Raw genomic sequence first — 20,831 nt, 5'->3', positions numbered from 1 at the left:
GGCACCTCGGCCTTCTGGTGTTAGGTGGATGCAAGCGGGGCAAAGATCAAGAGTTAACATCGTCCGCAAATCCACTCCATCGCTCAGGCCGTATACCCGTCACAGCAAAACGGCGCCGCAAGGGCGCCGTTCCACAAAAATATAGGGCCAAGTGCCATATCAGGCGCTGACATTGCCCTTCTTTTCCTTCTGTTCGGAATAGATGTAGAGCGGCCTGGCGCTGCCGGTCACCACTTCTTCCGAGATCACCACCTCGCGCACGCCTTCGAGCGCGGGCAGTTCGAACATCGTGTCGAGCAGGATCGCTTCCATGATCGAACGGAGGCCGCGCGCGCCGGTCTTGCGCTCGATGGCGCGCTTGGCGATCGCAGAAAGCGCGTTCTCGTGGAAGGTCAGGTCGACATTTTCCATTTCGAACAGGCGCTGATACTGCTTGACCAGCGCGTTCTTCGGCTCGGTCAGGATCTGGATCAATGCCGGCTCGTCGAGATCCTCCAGCGTCGCCAGGACCGGCAGACGACCGACGAACTCCGGAATGAGGCCGAATTTCAACAGATCCTCGGGCTCGACCAGGCGGAAAACGTCACCCGTGCGGCGATCCTCCGGCGACGCGACGATGGCGCCAAAACCGATCGAGGTCTTCCTGCCGCGATCCGAGATGATCTTGTCCAGGCCAGCAAAGGCGCCGCCGCAGATGAACAGGATGTTGGCGGTGTCGACCTGCAGGAACTCCTGCTGCGGGTGCTTGCGGCCGCCCTGCGGCGGCACGGAAGCGACGGTGCCTTCCATGATCTTCAACAGCGCCTGCTGAACGCCCTCGCCCGACACGTCGCGGGTGATCGAGGGATTGTCGGACTTGCGCGAAATCTTGTCGATTTCGTCGATGTAGACGATGCCGCGCTGGGCGCGCTCGACATTGTAGTCGGCCGACTGCAACAGCTTGAGGATGATGTTCTCGACGTCCTCGCCGACGTAACCGGCCTCGGTCAGCGTCGTGGCGTCGGCCATGGTGAAGGGCACGTCGATGATGCGGGCCAGCGTCTGCGCCAGCAGCGTCTTGCCGCAGCCGGTCGGGCCAATCAGCAGGATGTTGGACTTGGCCAGTTCGACATCGTTGTTCTTGCCCGCATGCGCGAGGCGCTTGTAGTGGTTGTGCACGGCCACAGACAGCACGCGCTTGGCGTAAGGCTGGCCGATGACGTAGTCGTCGAGAACCTTGAGGATCTCCTGCGGGGTCGGCACGCCCTCGCGCGACTTCACCATCGAGGTCTTGTTCTCCTCGCGGATGATGTCCATGCACAGCTCGACGCACTCGTCGCAGATGAACACCGTTGGGCCGGCGATCAGCTTGCGCACCTCGTGCTGGCTTTTGCCGCAAAACGAGCAATAAAGCGTGTTCTTGGAATCACCGCTGTTGTTGCCGACCTTGCTCATTTTCATGTCCTTTCATGGCCGCCCGCCGATGGTCTGGCTGAAAGGGCGCATACTCTATTTATCGCGGGAATCCGCCGCCGCCAGTCTTCCGGCTCCCCGCAACGTATTCCGTACGAAACACAAATCAGAAAACGTGGCAATGATTCGCAGCTTCCCCACGCAAAGCTAAGCCGTCGAAAATCAACATAGCCTTAACGTAGGCAATCCCGACCTCCGAGGGAACAGCCAATTGTGGCCGAAATGACGCAAGACACGCCAAAAGCGCGTGATGGTGCCATCCAACTGCCACCCAGCCTTTATGCCAACGCCCCCTCGGCCGCCTCGCGCGACGAAATGACCTTGTCGATCAGGCCGAAATCCTTGGCCTCGTCGGCGGTCATGAAATGGTCGCGGTCGAGGGTCTTCTCGATCTCGTCATAGCTCTTGCCGGTGTGCTTGACATAGACCTCGTTGAGGCGACGCTTCAGTTTGATGATGTCCTGGGCATGACGCTCGATATCCGACGCCTGGCCCTGGAAGCCGCCGGACGGCTGGTGAACCATGATGCGTGCGTTCGGCGTGGCAAAACGCATGTCCTTGTGGCCCGCGGTCAGGAGCAGCGAGCCCATCGAGGCCGCCTGGCCGATGCACAGCGTCGACACGGCCGGCTTGATGAACTGCATGGTGTCGTAGATCGCCATGCCCGAGGTGACGACGCCACCCGGCGAGTTGATGTAGAGGTTGATTTCCTTTTTCGGGTTCTCGGCTTCGAGGAACAGGAGCTGCGCGCAGACCAGCGTCGCCATGCCGTCCTCGACCGGACCGGTGATGAAAATGATGCGCTCCTTGAGGAGGCGCGAGAAAATGTCATAGGCCCGCTCGCCGCGATTGGTCTGTTCGACCACCATCGGAACGAGGTTCATGTAGGTTTCGACGGGGTTCTTCATTCGATATCTCTTGTCTCGCGGTGGGATTCCGGCGCCGGACAGGCTGGCAGCTCGGGCAGAATCGGTTCTGGATCGTCAAGATGTAAATAGGATGCCGGCTCATCCTTCTGCAAGGCCGACCCGTCCTAGCCATCTGGGTAAGTCGAATCAAGCTTCCGGGCAAGGATTAGCAGCAGCTGATGCCGCGCCGGCCCGAAATACCGAGCCAGCCCCGACAGGTAGCAGTTTCTTAACCTCGTCGCTTAACGAAATGCGCCGAAACCGCTTTTCTCCGCAACGGCTTCCCCTACAATTCTGCGTTGAACTTTTGCCTGCAGTCAAACGGGGGAGTGCCATGTCTGGGAAAACCGCACGCTTCGCCATTGCCGGGCTGACCCTGCTCGGCTCGATTTCGCAAACGGCGGCCGGCGGCCGCGCCGTCGAATGCTACGAGCCCGTCCGCACACCTGACGTCTATGACACGGTCTACGAGGACGTCATGATCAGCCCCCCCGGCCAGCAGGTCGTCGACTATGATCCGCCGATCTACGGCACGCGGGAGCGCGTGGTGATGACCGTGCCGGCCCAGGTTCGGTATGAAGTGGTGCCGGCAATCACCCGGACCGTCTACCACACCGTCAGGGTCGATGGCGGCGGCTATTCCTGGGAATGGCGCGTCATCCATGGCCGCCGTGTGCTGTGCAAGGTCTGGCACAAGGCGCGCTACGAACGCGTCGCCGAGACGGTGGTGATCCAGCCCGAACGCACGCGCCGCGTCGTCATTCCGGCGCAATATGACAGCATCGCCGAGGAGGTGCTGGTGCGGCCCGAGCAAAGGCGCGTCATCGATGTTCCCGCTTCCTACCAGACCGTCGCGCGCCGCGTGCTGGTGCGCGAAGGTTCGTCCGGCTGGCGGCGCGTGCATATTCCCAGGCACTGCCAGAACTAGGGTTAGGCCACCTCGGCCCGCAGCCAGGCCTTGAGACCGGCGATATCGCCATCGCCAATGGCTTTGGCAACACGGCGCCCCACTGCCGCGCCGAATTTGTAGCCGTGACCGGAACATGCCGAGACGACCAGGCACTTGCCGGTCTCATGCGCCAGGAATTTCTCGTCATCGGTGAAGGTGTAGGCGCAGGTGACCACTTCGGTCACCTTGTACTCCGCGATGCGGGCGATCGGCGGCGAAAACAGGTTGCGGATCGCCTCGCCCTCGCCCGGCACCGGATCCCGGCTCCAGTCGGCGTCGCTGGTCTGCACCTTGTGCAGGCCCGAGCCGAACTTCATGCCGGTGCCACGGGTGAGCGGAATCATGTAGCCGTCGGTCTTGCCGCCAACATCGAGAATAATGGGCGCGGCCTCCCATGCCGCCTTCAGGTCTGCAGGCGGCTCGACATAGGCGAGAGCGGTGCGAAAAGTCCTCAGTTCGCCGCCCAGTTCCGGAAACAGTTTCAAAACCCAGGCGCCGGCCGTAACCACGATGCGGTCGGCCTGCATCGTCTCGCCACTTTCCAGCAGGATATGGCCGGCCTCGGCATCGATCTCCGTCACCTTGCTGTGCTCGTAGACGTTGGCTCCGTTGGCACGCAGCCATGTGGCCAGCCCGGCTGCTATCTTGCGGCAATGCAGTGCGCCGCCTTCCGTCGAGAAATAGGCATAGCGGAACGAGCCAGCCTCGAAGAACGGCCAGCGCTCGACGGCCGCGTCCGGTTCCAGCAGTTCGAAAGGGAAATTCCCCTCTTCCAGACCCTCACGATATTCCTCGGCTTCATCGCCGGGCTCGCGCGAAACGCAGACGAATCCGCGCGCATCGAGGTGGTTCTCGCCGAGATCAGCCCACATTTCGTCCCAGGCCTCATAGGCTTCGGTGATCAGCCGCCCATATCCGGTTCCAGCGCGGTAGGCGCGGCGGATGATGCGGTGGTGGTCGCCGGATGCCGCCAGCGGATTGGGGATCGGCCCCTGCTCGACGATCGACACGCCGTGGCCGGCCTTGACCAGCGACCAAGCCGTGGAGAGACCGGCGATACCCGCGCCGACAACGATCACATTCATCCGTTCAGACTTTCCGCGACCCTACTGGCTGGCTCAATCAATCGGGCTGCCGCACGCAACATACGGTCTGGAACCGGACTGGCAAGCCGCGCTATGGGTCTGGCATGACCAAACCGACGCTCTCCTATCTGGCCTTTGATCCAGCCACTCGCCGGCTTAGGCTCGACCCGCGCGAGCCGGCCTTCTTCCTCAATCCGTACGAGGCCTACGGCTTCCTGCACAACGCATCGAATGCGTTTTTCTGGGAAGAATTCGGCTTCTGGTGCTTTGGCGGCTTCGGCGACGTCAACAAACTGCTGCGCGACCGCCGCTTCGGCCGCCAGAACCCGGCCGGCATTCCCGACAGCCGGGGTGTCGGTCAGGATAGAACCCATCTCAAGGCATTCGACGGCATCGAAGCCAATTCGATGCTGGAACTGGAGCCGCCGGTGCACACGCGGCTGAGGACGTTGGTCAACCGTGCCTTCGTCTCGCGTCAGGTCGAACGGTTGCGGCCGCGTGTCGAAGCGCTCGCCAACGAATTGATCGACCGTTTCGACCCAGGCAAGGCCGTCGACCTCCTGCCGGCCTTTGCTTCGCCCCTGCCGATCACAATCATCGCCGAAATGCTCGGCGTGCCGGTCGAGATGGGACCGCAACTGCTCGACTGGTCACATCAGATGGTCGCCATGTACATCCATGGCCGCAGCCGCGAGACCGAGCACACGGCCAACCGCGCGGCGGACGAGTTCTCCAACTTCCTGCGCGGCTATGTTGCAGAGCGGCGCAGGAACCCGGGCGACGACCTGCTGTCGCTGCTGATCTCGGCCCAGGAAGACGGCCAAAAACTGTCAGAGGACGAACTGGTCTCCTCGGCCATCCTGCTGCTCAATGCCGGCCATGAAGCAACCGTGCACCAGACCGGCAATGCCGTCTATTCCATCCTGGCGCAAGGCGGCGACCCGCGCCGCTTCTTCACCTCACCGGAAACGACTGCGGCGACGGTCGAGGAATGCCTGCGTTTCGACGCGCCGCTGCACATGTTCATGCGCTATGCCTATGAGGAAATCGAAATCGCGCCCGGCATCGTCGTGCGGCCGGGCCAGACGATCGGGCTTTTGCTCGGCATGGCCAATCATGACCCGCACGCCTTCGCCGAACCCCTTGCCTTCCAGTCCGGCCGACCGGACCAAAAGAACGTGTCGTTCGGTGCCGGCATCCATTTCTGCATCGGCGCACCACTCGCCCGGCTCGAACTGCAGGTTTCGCTGAAGACTTTGTTCGAGCGGTACCCGCTACTGCATCTTGCCGAACAGCCCCGCTTCCGCGACACTTACCACTTCCATGGGCTGGAGGCGCTCTCCGTGCGCTTCTGACCATGGTGGGCTGGGGCTTGCTATGAGATTGTTTTCGAGAGGCGCGATCGCGCTCGCCGTGACGATTCTGCTCGGCTGCATGGCTGGCGCCGTGGCCCAGCAGACGGAGAATATCCCGCAGCAAAACAGTGACGCCATCGCCAGGAAGCTGGCGAGCGTGCTGCTCGAACGCCAGATTGGCGCGAAAGTGCCGGCGGAGAGGTTCGGCGCCTATGAGGTCGATTTCAACCTCGACGGATTTTCCGAGATCTATGTCTATGTGCAGGATCCTGCCTGCGACGGGGTCAAGTGCGGGCTGTTCCTGTTCGTGCTGGAGGGCGACGGCTATCGCGAAGTGCTGGGCGACATTCCGGGCGCCAGGCTGACGGACCCGGCCAAGGTCGGGCTCGGCGCCTTCAAGCGCAAAGGCTTTATCGACCTGCAGCTCAACCAGACGCTGGCCAGTTGGAACGATGAGCGCTATGCCGACAGCTCGACATTTCCCGCTTCTTCGCTCGACGGCACTGCCTTTATCGCGGCCTGCCGGAAAAACAAATCGAGCGAACAGCCCGAAGAGGGTGAGGCTGAACGGGTGACCAGCGAATGCCAGTGCCAGTTCAACCGGTTCGAGACGATCGGCCTTGCACAGGCCGATCTCGACACCTACGCGGCCTCTTTCGGCGAAAGCTTTGTCTATCCGACCGGTGACAGGGAGAAGCCGTGGCAGGCGCTGGTCAAGGATGCGGAGGATGCCGGCACCGGCTGCGACGTCGCCAGCGGCAAAAGCCAGTGGCAGCCGGCCTATTTCAACCATGGCGACCAGCAGCAACAGAGACTTGACTTCGATGCCTTCCTCGACGCCTGTCCGGTGCAGGATTTCATCCTGACCAACCGCAAGACCGGTTCGCCGGACCGTGCGCTTGGCCTGTGCGGCTGCCTCGCCCGCGAGCTGCCGACGCAAGGCGTCACGCAAACAGGGATGGATCTCCTGACGCAATATTATCGCGATGAGATATCGGACGCGGATATCGATGCGCAGGACAGCGAATTGCTGGCCGCCCACGACAAGGCCTCCGACGCGTGCCTCGCCCAGTTCCCGGCGAGATGATCAAAGCTTGATCACATACTCCTTGCGAGTCGTTTCGAGCACGTCCCAGCTTCCCCTGAAGCCCGGCCTCAACACGAAGCTGTCGCCGGCTTTCACGGTGCGCGCTTCGCCGCCCTCTTCCGCGATCACCGAGACGCCTGAGAGAATGTGACAGAACTCCCACTCGTCATAGACGATGCGCCATTTGCCGGGGGTCGATTCCCATATGCCGGCATAGAGGCCGCCGTCGCGCTCCTCGACATTCCAGGTGCGGAATTTCGGGTCGCCCGAGATCAGGCGATCAGCCGCCGGCGCGCCGTGTTCGGCATCGACAGTATCGATGCCGACGGCAAGGAATTTTGGCTCGGCCATGGCAATCAAACCTTGGCGAGTGCCTGTTCGAGGTCGGCGACGATGTCGGTGACATCCTCGATGCCGATGGAGAGCCGCACCGTGTCCGGGCCAGCGCCGGCCTTGACCTTCTGCTCGTCGGAAAGCTGGCGGTGCGTGGTCGATGCCGGGTGGATGACCAACGACTTGGTGTCGCCGACATTGGCCAGATGCGAGAAGAGTTCGAGCGCCTCGACGAATTTGATGCCCGCCTCATAGCCGCCCTTGAGGCCGAAGGTGAACACCGCGCCGGAGCCCAGCGGCGAATATTTCTTCTGCAGCGCGTTGTTCTTGTCGCCAGGCAGACCGGGATAATTCACCCAGGCGACCTTGGGATGGTTGGACAGCCAGCCGGCGACCGTGATCGCGTTGTCGCAGTGGCGCTGCATGCGCAGCGGCAAGGTTTCGAGGCCGGTCAGGATGAGGAAGGCGTTGAACGGCGAGATTGCCGGGCCAAGGTCGCGCAGGCCGAGCACGCGGGCGGCGATGGCGAAAGCGAAATTGCCGAAGGTCTCGTGCAGTACGAGGCCGCCATATTCGGGGCGCGGTTCCGACAGCATCGGGTACTTGCCCGATTTCGACCAGTCGAAAGTGCCGCCGTCGACAATGACGCCACCGATCGAATTGCCGTGCCCGCCGATGAACTTGGTCAGCGAATGGACGACGATATCCGCGCCGTGCTCGATCGGGCGGATGAGGTAGGGCGAAGCCAGCGTATTGTCGACGATCAATGGCAGGCCGTGCTTGCGGGCGATGTCGCCGATCTTCTCGATATCGACGAAGGTGCCGCCCGGATTGGCCAGGCTCTCGATGAAGATCGCCTTGGTCCTGTCGTCGATCTGGTTCTCGAAGGTCGAGAGATCATTGGTGTCGGCCCAGCGCACCTCCCAGCCATAATTCTTGAAGGCATGGCCGAACTGGTTGATCGAACCGCCGTAAAGCTTGTTGGCGGCGACGAAATTGTCGCCCGGCTGCATCAGATTATGGAAGACGATAACCTGCGCGGCGTGGCCGGAGGCAACCGCAAGCGCAGCCGTGCCGCCCTCGAGAGCCGCGACACGCTCTTCGAGCACTGCCTGGGTCGGGTTCATGATGCGGGTGTAGATGTTGCCGAAAGCTTTCAGCCCGAACAGCGAAGCGGCGTGGTCGGCATCATCGAAGACAAAGGAAGTTGTCTGGTAGATCGGCGTGGCGCGCGCGCCGGTGGCCGGATCGGGCTTGGCGCCGGCATGGACGGCGAGCGTGTTGAAACCGGGCGTACGGGTCACTGAAACCTCCCTCAAGAACCTTCTCAAAATTCGCCGGGCATTCTTGGCGAAGCGCGGCCTGGAATGCAAAGAAGAAAACACCTTTCGGCGTGCGATCCGCGATGAACGCGCGGGAAACTCAATCGCTTTCCGGAAAAATTTTGCGCGCCGGCAGTGGACTGGAATCTCTTGCCAAAAAGCGATCCCGGATCACCTCACTTCTGGCGGACGCCAAAACTCTGGAAGCCCTGGCGCATCAGCGGCTTCTTCGACGACAGCACGCCGGAATTGACACCGGTCCAGCCGATCTCGCCGGAGAGCTTGCCATATTCGATCTTGGGGCAGCGGTTCATCACCACCTTGATTCCGGCTGCCTCCGCGCGTGCGGCCGCCTCGTCATGACGCACGCCAAGCTGCATCCAGACGACTTTGGGCAACGGATCGAGTTGCAAGACCTCTTCCACAATGCCCGGCACAGCCGATGGCGCGCGAAAGATGTCGACCATGTCGATCGGCTCTGGAATGTCGGCCAGCCTGGCATAGGTCATTCGGCCGAGGATTTCCTTGCCGGCCTGGCCAGGATTGATCGGGAACACCGAAAACCCCTTGGCCAGCAAGTATTTCAACACGAAATAGCTCGGTCTGACGTCATTGGCGGACGCGCCGACCATGGCGATGGTCTTCACCGAATTGAGGATGCCGCCGATATAGGTGTTGTCGTAGCTATCGTGATTCATGCCTCGTCCTCATACAACGCCTCAGCGAAAAAACCATCCGGGTCATTGCTGAAATCGCGCAGCATGCGGAAGTGGTCCGTATCGCGAAAGTCGGCGGGCTCAAGCCCGAACCTGCTGATGCGGAACAGCCGCGCGCCGGGACAGGCCATCAGCAGCGGCGAGTGCGTCGCCATGATCACTTGCGCGGTGCCCGACTGGTCCATGCGCCGCAGCATCTTGAGCAGTTCGATCTGGCGCGAAGGCGACAGCGCGCTTTCAGGCTCGTCGAGTATGTAGATGCCTTGCCTGCGGCAGCGTTCCTCGAAGAAACGGATAAACCCCTCGCCATGCGACCAGGAGAGAAAGTCAGGCGGAGGCGGCCCGAACGGGTCTTCCAGCGCCGCCTGATCGAGATAGCGGGCGACGGAATAGAAGGATTCGGCGCGGAAGAACCAGCCGGCGGTGACCTTCGGCAGCCAATGGCCACGGAACGTGTTCGCCAGCGCGGCGCCACTCTTGTCGATGGCGCTGGAATGGTCGACCGGCCGGTAACCCTTGCCGCCGCCGGCCTCGTCGTAACCGGCCAGCGCCCCGATCGCCTCGAGCAAGGTGGATTTGCCGGTGCCGTTCTCGCCAACGATGATGGTGATCGGCGTGGTGAATTCGAGTTCGAAGGCGTGGCCGCGAAACAGCGGCAGGTTCCACGGGTATTTTTCCCAATCGTTCACGCGCTCGGGGTCGAGCAGGATGCGTTTGAGATAGGGTGCCTTCAGCCGCGTCAGCTGCTTGCGGTGGGCCATCACTTGGTCAGCATCGCCGGGGCTGCATCATTCGGGCAGCGAAATCGTGCCGTCTTCCGCGATTGGAAAGGCCGGATTGTGCGCCACTTCCCAGACATGGCCGTCGGCGTCGGCAAAATAGCCGTACCAGCCGCCCCAGAAAGCGCGGCCAGCCGGCTTGATGATGCGGCCGCCGGCTTTTTCTGCCATGGCGAGCACTTCGTCGACCTCGGCATCAGAGCGGGTGTTGTAGGCGAGATAGACGGCGGACGGCGCCCCGGTGAAGGCGACGCCGGAATCCTCCTCGGCGCTGGCGCGCGGGAACAGGCCGAGGATGGCGCCGCCCATCTGGAAGAAGGCGACACCATCGGTGATCCCGGCATGACGTTTCAGGCCCATCGCCTCGTAGAAACGCACCGCGCGATCGAGATCGTCGGTGGCGATGGTGATGATGGAGATGCGCGGTTCCATGCTCCCGTCCTATTCGTCCGTCCATTCCGGCTTGCGCTTGCCGATGAAGGCGCCGATGCCCTCTTCCGCGTCCCGCGCCAGCATGTTCTCGACCATGACGCGGCCGGTATAGGCATAGGCATCCGCCAGCCCCATTTCGGCCTGCGCGTAAAAGGCTTCCTTGCCGGTCTTCACGACCAAGGACGATTTGGACGCAATGGTTTGCGCGTATTTGGTGACAATCTGATTCAGGTACTCACGCGGCACGACGCGGTTGACGAGGCCGAATTCCTTGGCCGTTGCCGCATCGATCGTCTCACCGGTCAACAGCATCTCCATCGCCTGCTTGCGCGAGACGTTGCGCGACAGCGCCACCATCGGCGTCGAACAGAACAGGCCGATGTTGACGCCCGGCGTGCAGAAGGTCGCCTCATGCGAGGCGATGGCCAGGTCGCAGCTCGCGACCAGTTGCAGGCCGGCGGCTGTCGCCAGGCCATCCACCTCGGCGATGACAGGCAGGGGGTGGCGCACGATCGTCTGCATCAGCGTGGCGCAAGCGGCAAAGGTCTCTTCGAAGAAGGCCTTGCCGCGATCGGCGTCGGCGCGCCGCGCGGTCATTTCCTTGAGGTCATGGCCGGCGCAGAACACCTTGCCGGCCGCCGAGAGTACGATGACACGAACGGCCTTGTCGGCCCTGGCGCGGTCGAGTTCCGCCGTCAGCGCCGCCATGACCGCCAGCGACAAGGCGTTGGCGGGCGGATTGGCAAGCGTCAGGCGCAGCACGCCCTTGTCCAGCCTTGTCGTGACCGGGCCCTCTTCGGCGGCAGCAGGCTTGATGGCAAGGATTTCGGCCATGGCTAAGGTCTCCGCGACTCCGATCGTGTTGGCAGAGTATCTAATATCGGTTCGGGTTTCGTCCAACACCCATCGCTTGCGCCAGGGCGATGTATATGTTGCCAGAAACGCCCGGCTGCGCCCATACAAGCATGCGCAGAACGAGAGACCGACATGCCCGCCCAGACCAATCTCAAGCCGGTGCTGACCGCAGTGCAGATCAACGTGTTGATGGAGAGCGTCTTTCCGCAACTCAATGAGAGTTCCGCCGCCTATGAGGCGATCGACGTGTTTCCCGGCGGCTGTATCGTGCGGCTCAATGCCGGCGAGCGGCATTTGCGCCCCGGCGGCACGGTGTCCGGCCCCGCGCTGTTCACGCTGGCCGATATTGGCGGTTATGTCTGCGTGCTCAGCCATGCAGGGCCGGATGCGCTCTCGGTCACCACCAACCTCAACATCAACTTCGTGCGCAAGGCGGAGGCCGGGCCGATCGACGGGCATTGCCGCATCCTGAAGCTAGGAAAGAGCCTGATGGTGTTCGATATCGACATCGTCGCCGGCCCCGATGGACAGACAGTGGCGCATGCGACAGGCACCTATTCGATCCCGCCGAAGCGGGGATAAGCTGCCAGGCCGGTTCGTGCTTTGCGTGGAACGCCCGGCCGACTAGATCGTTCTGCCGCATGCCCGACGTGACAACCTACCTTGCGTTCCTCGCTGCCGTGCTCACCTATCAACTTTCGGGCGTCGGTCCCGACATGATGCTGGTGATCAGCCGCGGCGTGGGGCAAGGCTGGCGCCATGCCCTGTCGACTGCGGCGGGATGTGTATCGGCCGGCGTCGTCCAGATTCCGTTGCTCGCAATGGGACTGGCCTCGCTAGTCACGTCCTCGCCATCTCTCTACTGCATCCTTCAGGTCGTCGGCGCGGTCTATCTGATCGCCATCGGTATCAAATTCCTGTTGGCGCGCCGGCAGGGCGAAGATGGCGGCGTCTTTGCCACCAAGAGCAGCATACCGGCCGCTTTCCGGCAGGGCTTGGTCTGCAACCTCACCAACCCGACGACGCTCGCTTTCATGCTTGCGGTTCTGCCGCAATTCGTTCACCCGTCGGCCGGGTCACCTGCGCTTCAGTTCATCGTTCTCGGCGCGACCATGAAGATGACGGGAATGGTCGTTCTCGGCGCTGTCGCGCTGACCTCCGGCGCGATCGGCGACTGGCTGGCGCGCCGAAGCTCGCTCCTTATTTGGCAGCAAAGGCTGAGCGGAGCCCTGATGGTCGCCATCGGCATCAGGCTCCTCCTTGCCGCCGTGAGCGGGCGGCGGTGAGCGGGATATAAGCTATCAAATCGAGCGTGCTAGTGAGGTAAAATAATACCGTTTCATCTACTCTTTGAAATTAAAAGGTTTTTCCGGATCTTCAATCACCACCGATACTTGACGCACCCACCGCCCTCGCCTATAAGCCCTCACGAAGCAGCGGCCCACAAAGGCCGCCGTTTTGTTATTGGCTGATGACAAGCGTCTTTCGCCAATCCAAGCAACAAGAAACGCCTTCCCCGTGAAGGTCAAAACCGAGAGCAGAAAACATGACAACCTTTTCGCAGAAGCCTGCGGATGTGGTGAAGAAGTGGATCCTGATCGACGCCGAGGGTCTCGTCGTCGGCCGTCTTGCCACTGTCATCGCCAATCATCTTCGCGGCAAGCACAAGCCGACCTTCACCCCGCATGTCGACGACGGCGACAATGTCATCGTCATCAATGCCGACAAGGTGGTGTTCACCGGCAAGAAGTTCACCGACAAGGTCTATTACTGGCACACCGGCCACCCCGGCGGCATCAAGGAGCGCACCGCGCGCCAGCTGCTCGAGGGCCGTTTCCCCGAGCGTGTCGTCGAGAAGGCCGTTGAGCGCATGGTTCCGCGTGGCCCGCTCGGCCGTCGCCAGATGAAGAACCTGCGCGTCTATGCAGGCGCGGAGCATCCGCATGTCGCCCAGCAGCCAGAAGTCCTCGACGTGGCCAAGCTGAATTCCAAGAACAAGAAGGTCGCATAAGATGGCTGAGCTTTCCTCGCTCGCAGAACTGGGCGCCGCCACCGGGAACACGAACACCCAGGCCGCGGCCCCCGTCCATGTCCAGAAGCTCGACAAGTCGGGCCGCGCCTATGCCACCGGCAAGCGCAAGAACGCCATCGCGCGCGTCTGGGTGAAGCCGGGTTCCGGCAAGATCGTCGTCAACGACAAGGAATTCGCGACCTATTTCGCGCGTCCGGTCCTGCAGATGATCCTCAACCAGCCGGTCATCGCGTCCAACCGTTCGGGCCAGTACGACATTGTCGCCACCGTCGTCGGTGGCGGCCTCTCCGGCCAGGCCGGTGCCGTTCGTCACGGCATCTCCAAGGCGCTGACCTACTACGAGCCGGCGCTGCGCGCCGTGCTCAAGAAGGGCGGCTTCCTGACCCGCGACAGCCGCGTCGTCGAGCGCAAGAAGTACGGCAAGGCCAAGGCCCGTCGCTCCTTCCAGTTCTCGAAGCGCTAAGCGTTTCGAATTTTCGATATCAAAGGCCGCCTCCGGGCGGCCTTTGTTTTTCGGGCCGCAGATTTCAGTGATCGACAGGTTGTGGGACGGCGCCCCTCCGACCTGCCGGGCAACAGTCACGAGAGGGAGATCGGCAGCTTCAGCCCTAATTGATGCTGGCCGTATGCGTCGGTTCGGCCGGCCGCTTCTCGTCGGCATAAGGCACACGATAGCCGTTCGCCGCCAGCCAGGCGATCGCCGCCTTCGGCTCGTCGGTCTGGATGATGGTGGCGCCGCGATCGGCCCAGAAGCCCCAGGCTTCGCGCGGCGAGCTGGCCTGGACCGCCAGTTCGTCGCCGCGGCCGCCGGCGAGGAAGCCGCCCGGCTTGTTGACGATGGCATAGGTGTCGGCCCAAATATGCCAATCGCCCCTCACCGCCTCGGCGCGCATACGCGTGCTAAACAGCGGCCCGCCGGTTTCGGTCAACGTCTCGGCGCCCGCCCGCCAGTTGATCAACTCGATCGCGCCCGGCGCGAAAGCGTGGTCGACCGTCGAGGCGAAGCCGGCATCATGCACGGCGTCATCGGCGATGATCGGCATGAACTGGAAGCCACCGCCGGCCGCGGCCATGGCGGCTTTCACCGTGCTGATCCTGTTCTGGTTCCAAAGGTTTTCCTTGACGATGACCTGCTCGGCCATGCCGAGATCGCGAGCCACCGCGATCATGCCCGGGAGGTCGCCGACTTCGAGCTTGTTGTCGAGATTGATGAGGATTCTGTCCCTAGTCGTCATCAGCATTTCGCGCAATGTCGAGACGGTCTCGTTGGTGACGGCATGGGTGCCCTCGATCACCAGCCGGCATCTCTTCAATTCGGCCAGCGTGTAGTTGATGACTTCGCCCTTGCAGGTCGTCGTACGGTCGAGCCAGCTGTCATGCATGACGATGAGCTCGCCGTCCTTCGAGCGCCTGATGTCGACTTCGACGATTTCGGCCCCGATCGCGATCGAGCCTTCGACGGCCGCGAGCGAATTTTCCGCATAGAGCGTCTTGCCGGCCTGCATGCTGCCGGCCCTGTGCGCGGCCACCATGACATGGTCGCGCCACTGGTTGGCATGTTCGAAGCGGTCGAGGATCTGCCTGGCGCGTGTTTCGCCGGCCAAGGCCTGGCCGGAGGCGGCCGCCAGCGCGGTGGAAAGCAGAAGGTTCAGCCAGATCGTCCGCATCGAGAATCGCTCCTTGCCGGATCGAGCCGGGGATAGGCGACCTCGGTGACATCCAAGTGAACGAAGCCGGCTAGCGGTTGGCAGGCGATGTGGTTCAGATGCGCTTCGAGAGCCGGCAGAACCAGGCCATTGCAGGCATTTCGACCAGGCGCCATGTGATCCACGACACGGCGATGGTGGCGGCGAGCATGACGACGATCGCTACAGTCCCTGTCCAGCCGGGCCCAAAGCCTGTCGCGGGCCCGCCACGCAGCACGATGTCGCCAATCAAGCCGGGGCCGAGCTTGCGCTCGACGAGCCCGGCGACGTTGATCAGGCGCGCCTGGACGAAGATGTGGACCATGTAGATCGAATAGGACAGCGCGCCGAGCGTCAGCATGAAGGGTGTCCTGAGCAACGCGCTGATCCAGCCGCCTTCATGGGCGAACAGAAACAACGCCAGGGCGAACACCAGGGGCGCGGCTATGCCGGCGTCGTCGTCGCCCGCCAGCGAGACAAAGAGAACGATGACGGCCACCATGACGATTTCGGCAAGAGTCCAGCTCACCCCCGGGCCGTTTGCGACCAGGACCTGTCGCGCCCCTGCAATGGAATCATGCTGAAACCAGGCCAGCAGGGCGCCGAGCGAGAAGCCGTAGAGGCAGCGGATGAAGCCGAAATCGTAGGACACATCCATATGATGCGTGGAGAAGCCGAGCAGGAACAGCGGCGCGGTGACGGCGGCGGCGACAAACCATATCCAGGCGCGTGCGCCGGCGATGAAGACCACGCCGGCAAACAGGAGATAGGCGAAAAACTCGGCCGAGCTGCTCCAGCTTGGCGCATTCCACGTCAACCGATCCTCGAAGCCGACACCTTGCAGCAAAAGGAGATTGGCAGCCAGGCTCTTGAGGTCGAAGCCGCCGGTGAAGGGAGCGGCCCCCGTGCCATGCAATTGCGGCAGCATCAGCCGCAACAATTCGAAGGCGGCAAAGGCGGCAAGCATGACCAGATGCAGCGGATAGATGCGGCCGAAACGGACCAGGGCAAAGCGGGCGACCTCTTCCAGCCGGCCCAGCCGATTGGCATAGCTGGAGGCGATGACGAAGCCGGAAAGGACGAAGAAGAAGTCGACGAAAAGATAGGACGAACCGATAAAGCTGCTCTGCGAGATCACTGATGCGGTCGGGAAATGAAACAGCGCCACCAGCAACGCGCAGATGCCGCGCCACGAATCGAGAACCTGGAAGCGATCGCCGGCGATCGTGCCGGCGTGGGTCGACACCACGGCATCCGACGGATTAAGAAACGCGGTCTGCGTCATGATGATACAAATCCTGTCTTGCCGTGGCGCCCGGGCGGCGCGGTTTCGTCTCCCCAAGCTGTGACTGGCATCTTCCATGCCGGTTCTGTAGTTGTTGCACCCCGATGAAAACGAGGACCCGTAATGGCGACCAAGAACATCGACCATGCCTTCACCGCCCGCTCCAAAACGGGTGGCGCCCTTGAGCCGACCTATTCGGGCGCGCTGTCTTTCATGCGGCGCAAATACACCAAGGACGTGAAGGGCGCGGATGCGGTGGTGTGGGGCATTCCCTTCGACGCCGCCGTCACCAACCGGCCGGGTGCCCGGTTCGGGCCGCAGGCGATCCGCCGCGCCTCGGCGATCCTCGACAACGACCCGCAATACCCGTTTTCGCGCGATCTGTTCGAGCACCTCGCCGTGGTCGATTATGGCGACTGCCTCCTCGACTCGGGCAACCATCAGAAGACGCCCGGCACGATCGAGCGCGAAGCGGCCAAGATCCTGAAATCGGGCGCCTTCCTGCTGACGCTGGGCGGCGACCATTTCGTCACCTGGCCTCTGCTCAAGGCGCATGCCGCCATCCACGGACCGCTGGCCTTGGTGCAGTTCGACGCCCACCAGGACACATGGCCCGATGACGGCAAGCGCATCGACCACGGGTCCTTCGTCGGCCGAGCGGTCAAGGAAGGCATCATCGATCCCGACCGCTCGATCCAGATCGGCATCCGCACCCATGCGCCCGACACGTTCGGCATCAAGATTCTCTATGGCCATGAGATCGAGGAGATGCGCGCCTCCGACATCGCCTACGCCATCGTCGATCGCACCGGCGGCAAGAAGACCTATCTGACCTTCGATATCGACTGCCTCGATCCGGCCTATGCGCCTGGAACCGGCACGCCAGTTTCGGGCGGCCCGTCCTCGGCGAAGATCCTGTCGACGCTGCGTCAGCTCAACCAGGTCGATATCGTCGGCGCCGATGTCGTGGAGGTTGCGCCGGCCTATGATCACGCCGATATAACGGCGATCGCCGGTTCGATGGTGGCCATGCAGTATCTCGGCCTGCTGGCCGAGCGAAAGGCACGGCTCGAGGAGCTGAACACCGGCAACCACAATGGCGCCGCGGTCAACCACGGTAACGGCATATAGTCTTGGTATATCAGGGAATTTGATCAGGCAATGAAACCGAAAATCTTCATCGACGGCGAGCACGGCACCACCGGCCTCCAGATCCGGGCGCTGCTTGCCGAGCGCGGCGATCTGGAGATCATTTCCATTCCGGTCGAGCGTCGCAAGGAAACGGCCGCGCGCGCCGAATTCCTCAACGCCGCCGATATCGCCATCCTGTGTTTGCCAGACGATGCAGCCAGGGAAAGCGTCTCGCTGATCACCAACGACACCACCAAGGTGATCGATGCGTCGACCGCGCATCGCGTGGCCGAAGGCTGGGAATATGGCTTCGCCGAACTGGACAAGGAGCAGGCGAAGAAGATCGCCACGGCCAAGCGCGTCGCCAATCCCGGCTGCTGGCCGCAGGGACCGATCGCGACGCTCAGGCCACTGGTCACCGCAGGCTTGCTGCCGGCCAATTTCCCGATCGCGGTCAACGGCATTACGGGTTATTCGGGCGGCGGGCGCCCGATGATCGAAGACTATGTCGCCAAGGGCGAGGACGCCTCGGAGTTCCTGCCCTATGGCCTGACCCTGCAGCACAAGCACGTGCCGGAATTGAAGGCCTATGCGAAGCTGTCGCATGATCCGATCATGCAGCCGGCGGTGGGCAATTTCGCGCAAGGCATGATCACGGTGGTGCCGTTGCAGCTCGGTGGCCTCGACCGCGTGCCGACGGGTGCCGAACTTCACGCCGCCATTTCGGACCATTTCGCCGCGATAAAGGGCGGTGTGGTCGAGGTGGCGCCCTATGCGCATCTGGAGCGCGTGCCGGACATCGATCCGGAGATCTACAACGGCACCAACCGCATGAAGGTCTATGTCTTTGCCAACGACAGCAGAGCCCAGGCGCTGCTGCTGGCCGTCTACGACAATCTCGGCAAGGGCGCCTCGGGCGCGGCCGTCCAGAACATGGACCTGATGCTCGGCCTGTGACGGACGCGCCGGCCTTTCCAGCGCGCTGGCAAGTCAGCGATCCCGAACTCATTGCCGAAACATTCTCGAGCCGCATCTGGAAGGTGCGGCGCGAGGACGGCTCACCGGCGATCGTGAAGGCGCTTAAGCCGTTCGACGACGTTGCCGACGAGTTGCGCGGCGAGCATTTCCTTGCCTGGCGGCGCGGCGAAGGCGCGGTGCGGCTTCTCGGCCGTGACGGGCATTCCATGCTGCTCGAATATGGCGGGGACACACTTCTATCGCAGGTTCTCGACGAACAAGGCGACAATGCAGCGACCGCCATCGCGGCGGATGTGATGGCGAAATTGCTTTCGCCATCTGATCACCCCTACCCGCCCGAACTTCAGCCACTCAGGGAGCGGTTCGCCAGTCTTTTCAAGAAAGCCGCAACCGATCGCGTCATCGGCGATGACGGCCTCTATGTCGAGGCCGGCGCCATCGCTGACCGGTTGCTGGCCAATCCGCATGACATCAGGCCGCTGCATGGCGATCTGCATCACGAAAACATCCTGCGGGGACCGCGCGGCTGGCTGGTGATCGATCCGAAGGGCGTGCTCGGTGATCCCGGTTTCGATGCCGCCAACATGTTCTACAACCCGCTCGACCGCGATGCACTTTGCCTCGCCCCGGAGCGGATCGCAGATATGGCCGAGGTCTTTGCCCGGACGCTGGGACAATCACCCGCAGCGATACTGGATCATGCCATCGCCTATGGTTGCCTGTCCGCTGCCTGGCACCATGAGGACGACAATGCGGTCGAGGAGAACCGCGAATTGTCTATTGCCGCGGCGATCCGCGCGGTGCGGGCGCATTTTTGACCTCAGGGACAGCTGTGGTAACCGCCGCGGACGCCGACAAGCTGCCAAGGCCGGTAGTCGACGCCATCCGCCGCCGCATTGCGTCAGGCGGATTTCGACGGCGAGAAGACGGCGCGGTCCAACGAGTTCTGGATGTGATCGGCCGTACTCAGCGTCCGACGGCAATCTCGTTGGGCAAGGGATAGGCGCCCTTGGTGCCGCGCCAATGGGCGGCGGCAAAGCCCAGCACAACAAGCGCAAACGCCTGATGGGTCAGCGCCATATGCAGGGGCACCTGCATCAGCAGCGTGCCGATACCGATCGAAGCTTGCACCAATACCAGAACGAACAACAGCGTCGCGCGTCGCGCATGCGTCGAGCCTGGCAGCCGCCGACGCGTGGCGATCATGTGCCAGAGCGCGACGGCGAAGACCGTATAGGCGCCGAGCCGGTGGATGAACTGCACCGTCTTCGGGTTCTCGAAGACGTTGCGCCACGCCGGATCGAGGATGAGCAGATCGCCGGGAACGATCCTGCCGTCCATCAGCGGCCAGGTGTTGTAGCTCATGCCGGCGTCGAGACCGGCCACCAGACCGCCGAGATAAATCTGGATCAGCGCCAGAAGCACGATGAAACCGGCCAATCTCTGCGTCGAGCGATCGGCCGCAGGCTCGGAGTGAGGAGCGAGACCCCGCGCGACAACCATGGTCGCGGTGAAGATCAGGGCCGCCAGCGTCAAGTGCGTGGCGAGCCTGTACTGGCTCACCGACACGCGGTCGACCAGGCCGGAGGCCACCATCCACCAGCCGATGGCCCCCTGCAGCCCGCCGAGAAGCAGAATGCCGACCAGCTTCGGTCCAAGGCCGCGCTCGATGCGGCGCGTCGCCCAGAAGACCAGAAGCGGCAAGGCAAAGACCAGGCCGACACTGCGCGCGAGCAGGCGATGCGCCCATTCCCACCAGAAAATCGACTTGAACGCCTCGATGCTCATGCCCTTGTTGAGCTCTGTGTATTGCGGGATCTGCTGGTAGCGTTGGAATTCCTCCTGCCACTCGGCGTCGTTGAGCGGCGGGATGACGCCATGGATCGGCTGCCATTCGGTGATCGACAGGCCGGATTCGGTCAACCGCGTGGCGCCGCCAACCAGCACCAGCGCGAACAGCACCAGGAGCACGACGTACAGCCAGCCGCGCACGAGTACCCGGTTGTGCAGGTCGCGGTCGCGGGCCTGATAGGGCGCGGCGGCGGTGATGGCGGCCATGGCTATATCCCGGCAGGTTGAATGTCGCGGATTGGTGAACCATCGCACTCCTGCTGGCAAGACCGCGCAGCGCGGCACGCCGTCGCGCCTGATGTGGTAGGTTGCGCGCGTCCCGCGTTCGGCCTAAGCGGTAGCCATCAACGAGGCCAAGCCATGCCCATTCGACTGAAAAAGCTTATCGGAATGTTCCTGCTTTTGGCGCTGGTCATCATCTACGCGCTGGTCGCGTCGATCTTCGCGGTCGCCCGCCTGTCGGAGTCGGGCGCGCTGGTGCAATTCCTGTTCTTCCTGCTTAGCGGTCTGCTCTGGGTGCTGCCGGCGATGGGCATCATCAAATGGCTGATGCTGGAGCCGAGGGCCAAGCGCTGAGCCCAGCCCGGACCGGGCAG

23 protein-coding genes are annotated in these 20,831 nt (G+C 62.7%); 11 read left to right on the top strand and 12 right to left on the bottom strand.

The genetic code is table 11. The features are described from left to right. Positions 1-159 precede the first annotated feature (159 nt). Positions 160-1,434 carry an ATP-dependent Clp protease ATP-binding subunit ClpX gene (gene clpX / locus EN850_RS02770; RefSeq protein ID WP_023759839.1) on the bottom strand — a complete coding sequence of 425 codons (1,275 nt, stop codon included), beginning with the start codon at positions 1,432-1,434 and terminating at the stop codon, positions 160-162. 296 nt (positions 1,435-1,730) lie between these two features. Beyond that, entirely contained in the window at positions 1,731-2,360 is a 630-nt protein-coding gene (gene clpP, locus EN850_RS02765) for an ATP-dependent Clp endopeptidase proteolytic subunit ClpP (RefSeq protein ID WP_027028064.1), read from the bottom strand. A gap of 334 nt (positions 2,361-2,694) precedes the next feature. Between clpP and EN850_RS02760 the strand changes: the two genes are divergently transcribed. Further along, on the top strand, positions 2,695-3,288 hold the full coding sequence (locus tag EN850_RS02760) for a hypothetical protein (protein WP_135932257.1): 594 nt from the start codon (positions 2,695-2,697) through the stop codon (positions 3,286-3,288). Positions 3,289-3,290: 2 nt separating this feature from the next. Here the strand turns inward: EN850_RS02760 and EN850_RS02755 are convergent, their stop codons facing one another. Then, on the bottom strand, positions 3,291-4,394 hold the full coding sequence (locus EN850_RS02755; RefSeq protein ID WP_136090557.1) for an FAD-dependent oxidoreductase: 1,104 nt from the start codon (positions 4,392-4,394) through the stop codon (positions 3,291-3,293). 104 nt (positions 4,395-4,498) lie between these two features. Here EN850_RS02755 and EN850_RS02750 point away from each other — a divergent pair, with 104 nt between their 5' ends. Together EN850_RS02750 and EN850_RS02745 are read left to right on the top strand one after the other, a co-directional pair. Then, a complete protein-coding gene (locus EN850_RS02750; RefSeq protein WP_136090556.1) occupies positions 4,499-5,749 on the top strand; it encodes a cytochrome P450 in 1,251 nt (416 codons plus the stop codon). A 22-nt stretch (positions 5,750-5,771) separates the two neighbouring features. Continuing rightward, the gene (locus tag EN850_RS02745; RefSeq protein WP_135880076.1) at positions 5,772-6,836 is read left to right on the top strand and encodes a hypothetical protein; all 1,065 of its coding nucleotides are present in this window, start codon (positions 5,772-5,774) and stop codon (positions 6,834-6,836) included. On the opposite strand, the gene EN850_RS02740 is transcribed toward EN850_RS02745, so the two are convergent. The 6 genes from EN850_RS02740 to EN850_RS02715 all read right to left on the bottom strand — a co-directional run bounded on the left by EN850_RS02740 (position 6,837) and on the right by EN850_RS02715 (position 11,252). After that, on the bottom strand, positions 6,837-7,187 hold the full coding sequence (locus tag EN850_RS02740) for a cupin domain-containing protein (protein WP_135880075.1): 351 nt from the start codon (positions 7,185-7,187) through the stop codon (positions 6,837-6,839). A 5-nt stretch (positions 7,188-7,192) separates the two neighbouring features. After that, positions 7,193-8,473 (bottom strand): O-acetylhomoserine aminocarboxypropyltransferase, encoded by a 1,281-nt coding sequence (locus EN850_RS02735; protein ID WP_136090555.1) that lies wholly within the window; start codon positions 8,471-8,473, stop codon positions 7,193-7,195. A 194-nt stretch (positions 8,474-8,667) separates the two neighbouring features. Beyond that, positions 8,668-9,189, bottom strand: a complete 522-nt coding sequence (locus EN850_RS02730) for a CoA-binding protein (RefSeq protein WP_135932253.1) — start codon at positions 9,187-9,189, stop codon at positions 8,668-8,670. After that, positions 9,186-9,968: an AAA family ATPase gene (locus tag EN850_RS02725; protein WP_136090554.1), complete on the bottom strand. Its 783-nt coding sequence runs from the start codon at positions 9,966-9,968 to the stop codon at positions 9,186-9,188. Before EN850_RS02725 ends, EN850_RS02730 begins: the two co-directional genes overlap by 4 nt. 27 nt (positions 9,969-9,995) lie before the next feature. After that, entirely contained in the window at positions 9,996-10,418 is a 423-nt protein-coding gene (locus tag EN850_RS02720; RefSeq protein WP_135918724.1) for a VOC family protein, read from the bottom strand. A gap of 9 nt (positions 10,419-10,427) precedes the next feature. Beyond that, complete coding sequence (locus EN850_RS02715; RefSeq protein WP_127869601.1) at positions 10,428-11,252, bottom strand: enoyl-CoA hydratase; 825 nt, start codon at positions 11,250-11,252, stop codon at positions 10,428-10,430. Positions 11,253-11,405: 153 nt separating this feature from the next. Here EN850_RS02715 and EN850_RS02710 point away from each other — a divergent pair, with 153 nt between their 5' ends. From EN850_RS02710 to rpsI, 4 genes are all read left to right on the top strand, one after another. Continuing rightward, a complete protein-coding gene (locus EN850_RS02710) occupies positions 11,406-11,855 on the top strand; it encodes a PaaI family thioesterase (protein ID WP_135864088.1) in 450 nt (149 codons plus the stop codon). Between the two features lie 59 nt (positions 11,856-11,914). After that, the gene (locus tag EN850_RS02705; RefSeq protein WP_136090553.1) at positions 11,915-12,559 is read left to right on the top strand and encodes a LysE family translocator; all 645 of its coding nucleotides are present in this window, start codon (positions 11,915-11,917) and stop codon (positions 12,557-12,559) included. A gap of 260 nt (positions 12,560-12,819) precedes the next feature. Then, positions 12,820-13,284 carry a 50S ribosomal protein L13 gene (gene rplM / locus EN850_RS02700; RefSeq protein ID WP_010915638.1) on the top strand — a complete coding sequence of 155 codons (465 nt, stop codon included), beginning with the start codon at positions 12,820-12,822 and terminating at the stop codon, positions 13,282-13,284. Between the two features lies 1 nt (position 13,285). Beyond that, on the top strand, positions 13,286-13,768 hold the full coding sequence (gene rpsI, locus EN850_RS02695; RefSeq protein ID WP_136090552.1) for a 30S ribosomal protein S9: 483 nt from the start codon (positions 13,286-13,288) through the stop codon (positions 13,766-13,768). A 145-nt stretch (positions 13,769-13,913) separates the two neighbouring features. Here rpsI and EN850_RS02690 read toward each other — a convergent pair whose 3' ends face one another. Together EN850_RS02690 and EN850_RS02685 are read right to left on the bottom strand one after the other, a co-directional pair. Further along, positions 13,914-14,972 (bottom strand): glycerophosphodiester phosphodiesterase family protein, encoded by a 1,059-nt coding sequence (locus EN850_RS02690; RefSeq protein ID WP_136090551.1) that lies wholly within the window; start codon positions 14,970-14,972, stop codon positions 13,914-13,916. A 94-nt stretch (positions 14,973-15,066) separates the two neighbouring features. Continuing rightward, positions 15,067-16,275, bottom strand: coding sequence for an acyltransferase (locus tag EN850_RS02685; RefSeq protein ID WP_136090550.1), 1,209 nt, complete (start codon positions 16,273-16,275; stop codon positions 15,067-15,069). Between the two features lie 123 nt (positions 16,276-16,398). Here EN850_RS02685 and speB point away from each other — a divergent pair, with 123 nt between their 5' ends. From speB to EN850_RS02670, 3 genes are read left to right on the top strand one after another with little or no spacing between them, the layout of a single operon-like run. Next, entirely contained in the window at positions 16,399-17,406 is a 1,008-nt protein-coding gene (gene speB / locus EN850_RS02680) for an agmatinase (protein ID WP_135928858.1), read from the top strand. Between the two features lie 30 nt (positions 17,407-17,436). After that, positions 17,437-18,363: an N-acetyl-gamma-glutamyl-phosphate reductase gene (argC, locus tag EN850_RS02675; RefSeq protein WP_136090549.1), complete on the top strand. Its 927-nt coding sequence runs from the start codon at positions 17,437-17,439 to the stop codon at positions 18,361-18,363. After that, a complete protein-coding gene (locus EN850_RS02670) occupies positions 18,360-19,202 on the top strand; it encodes an aminoglycoside phosphotransferase family protein (protein WP_136090548.1) in 843 nt (280 codons plus the stop codon). Before argC ends, EN850_RS02670 begins: the two co-directional genes overlap by 4 nt. 148 nt (positions 19,203-19,350) lie before the next feature. On the opposite strand, the gene EN850_RS02665 is transcribed toward EN850_RS02670, so the two are convergent. Next, complete coding sequence (locus EN850_RS02665) at positions 19,351-20,442, bottom strand: COX15/CtaA family protein (RefSeq protein ID WP_136090547.1); 1,092 nt, start codon at positions 20,440-20,442, stop codon at positions 19,351-19,353. A gap of 153 nt (positions 20,443-20,595) precedes the next feature. Here EN850_RS02665 and EN850_RS02660 point away from each other — a divergent pair, with 153 nt between their 5' ends. Then, positions 20,596-20,811 carry a DUF2842 domain-containing protein gene (locus EN850_RS02660; RefSeq protein ID WP_027143610.1) on the top strand — a complete coding sequence of 72 codons (216 nt, stop codon included), beginning with the start codon at positions 20,596-20,598 and terminating at the stop codon, positions 20,809-20,811. Positions 20,812-20,831: the final 20 nt, after the last annotated feature.

The sequence above is a fragment of the Mesorhizobium sp. M8A.F.Ca.ET.207.01.1.1 genome, from assembly GCF_004794715.1.
Lineage (GTDB): Bacteria > Pseudomonadota > Alphaproteobacteria > Rhizobiales > Rhizobiaceae > Mesorhizobium.
Note: the sequence above shows the minus strand (reverse complement) of the source record. Positions and strands in the feature narration are given on the sequence as shown.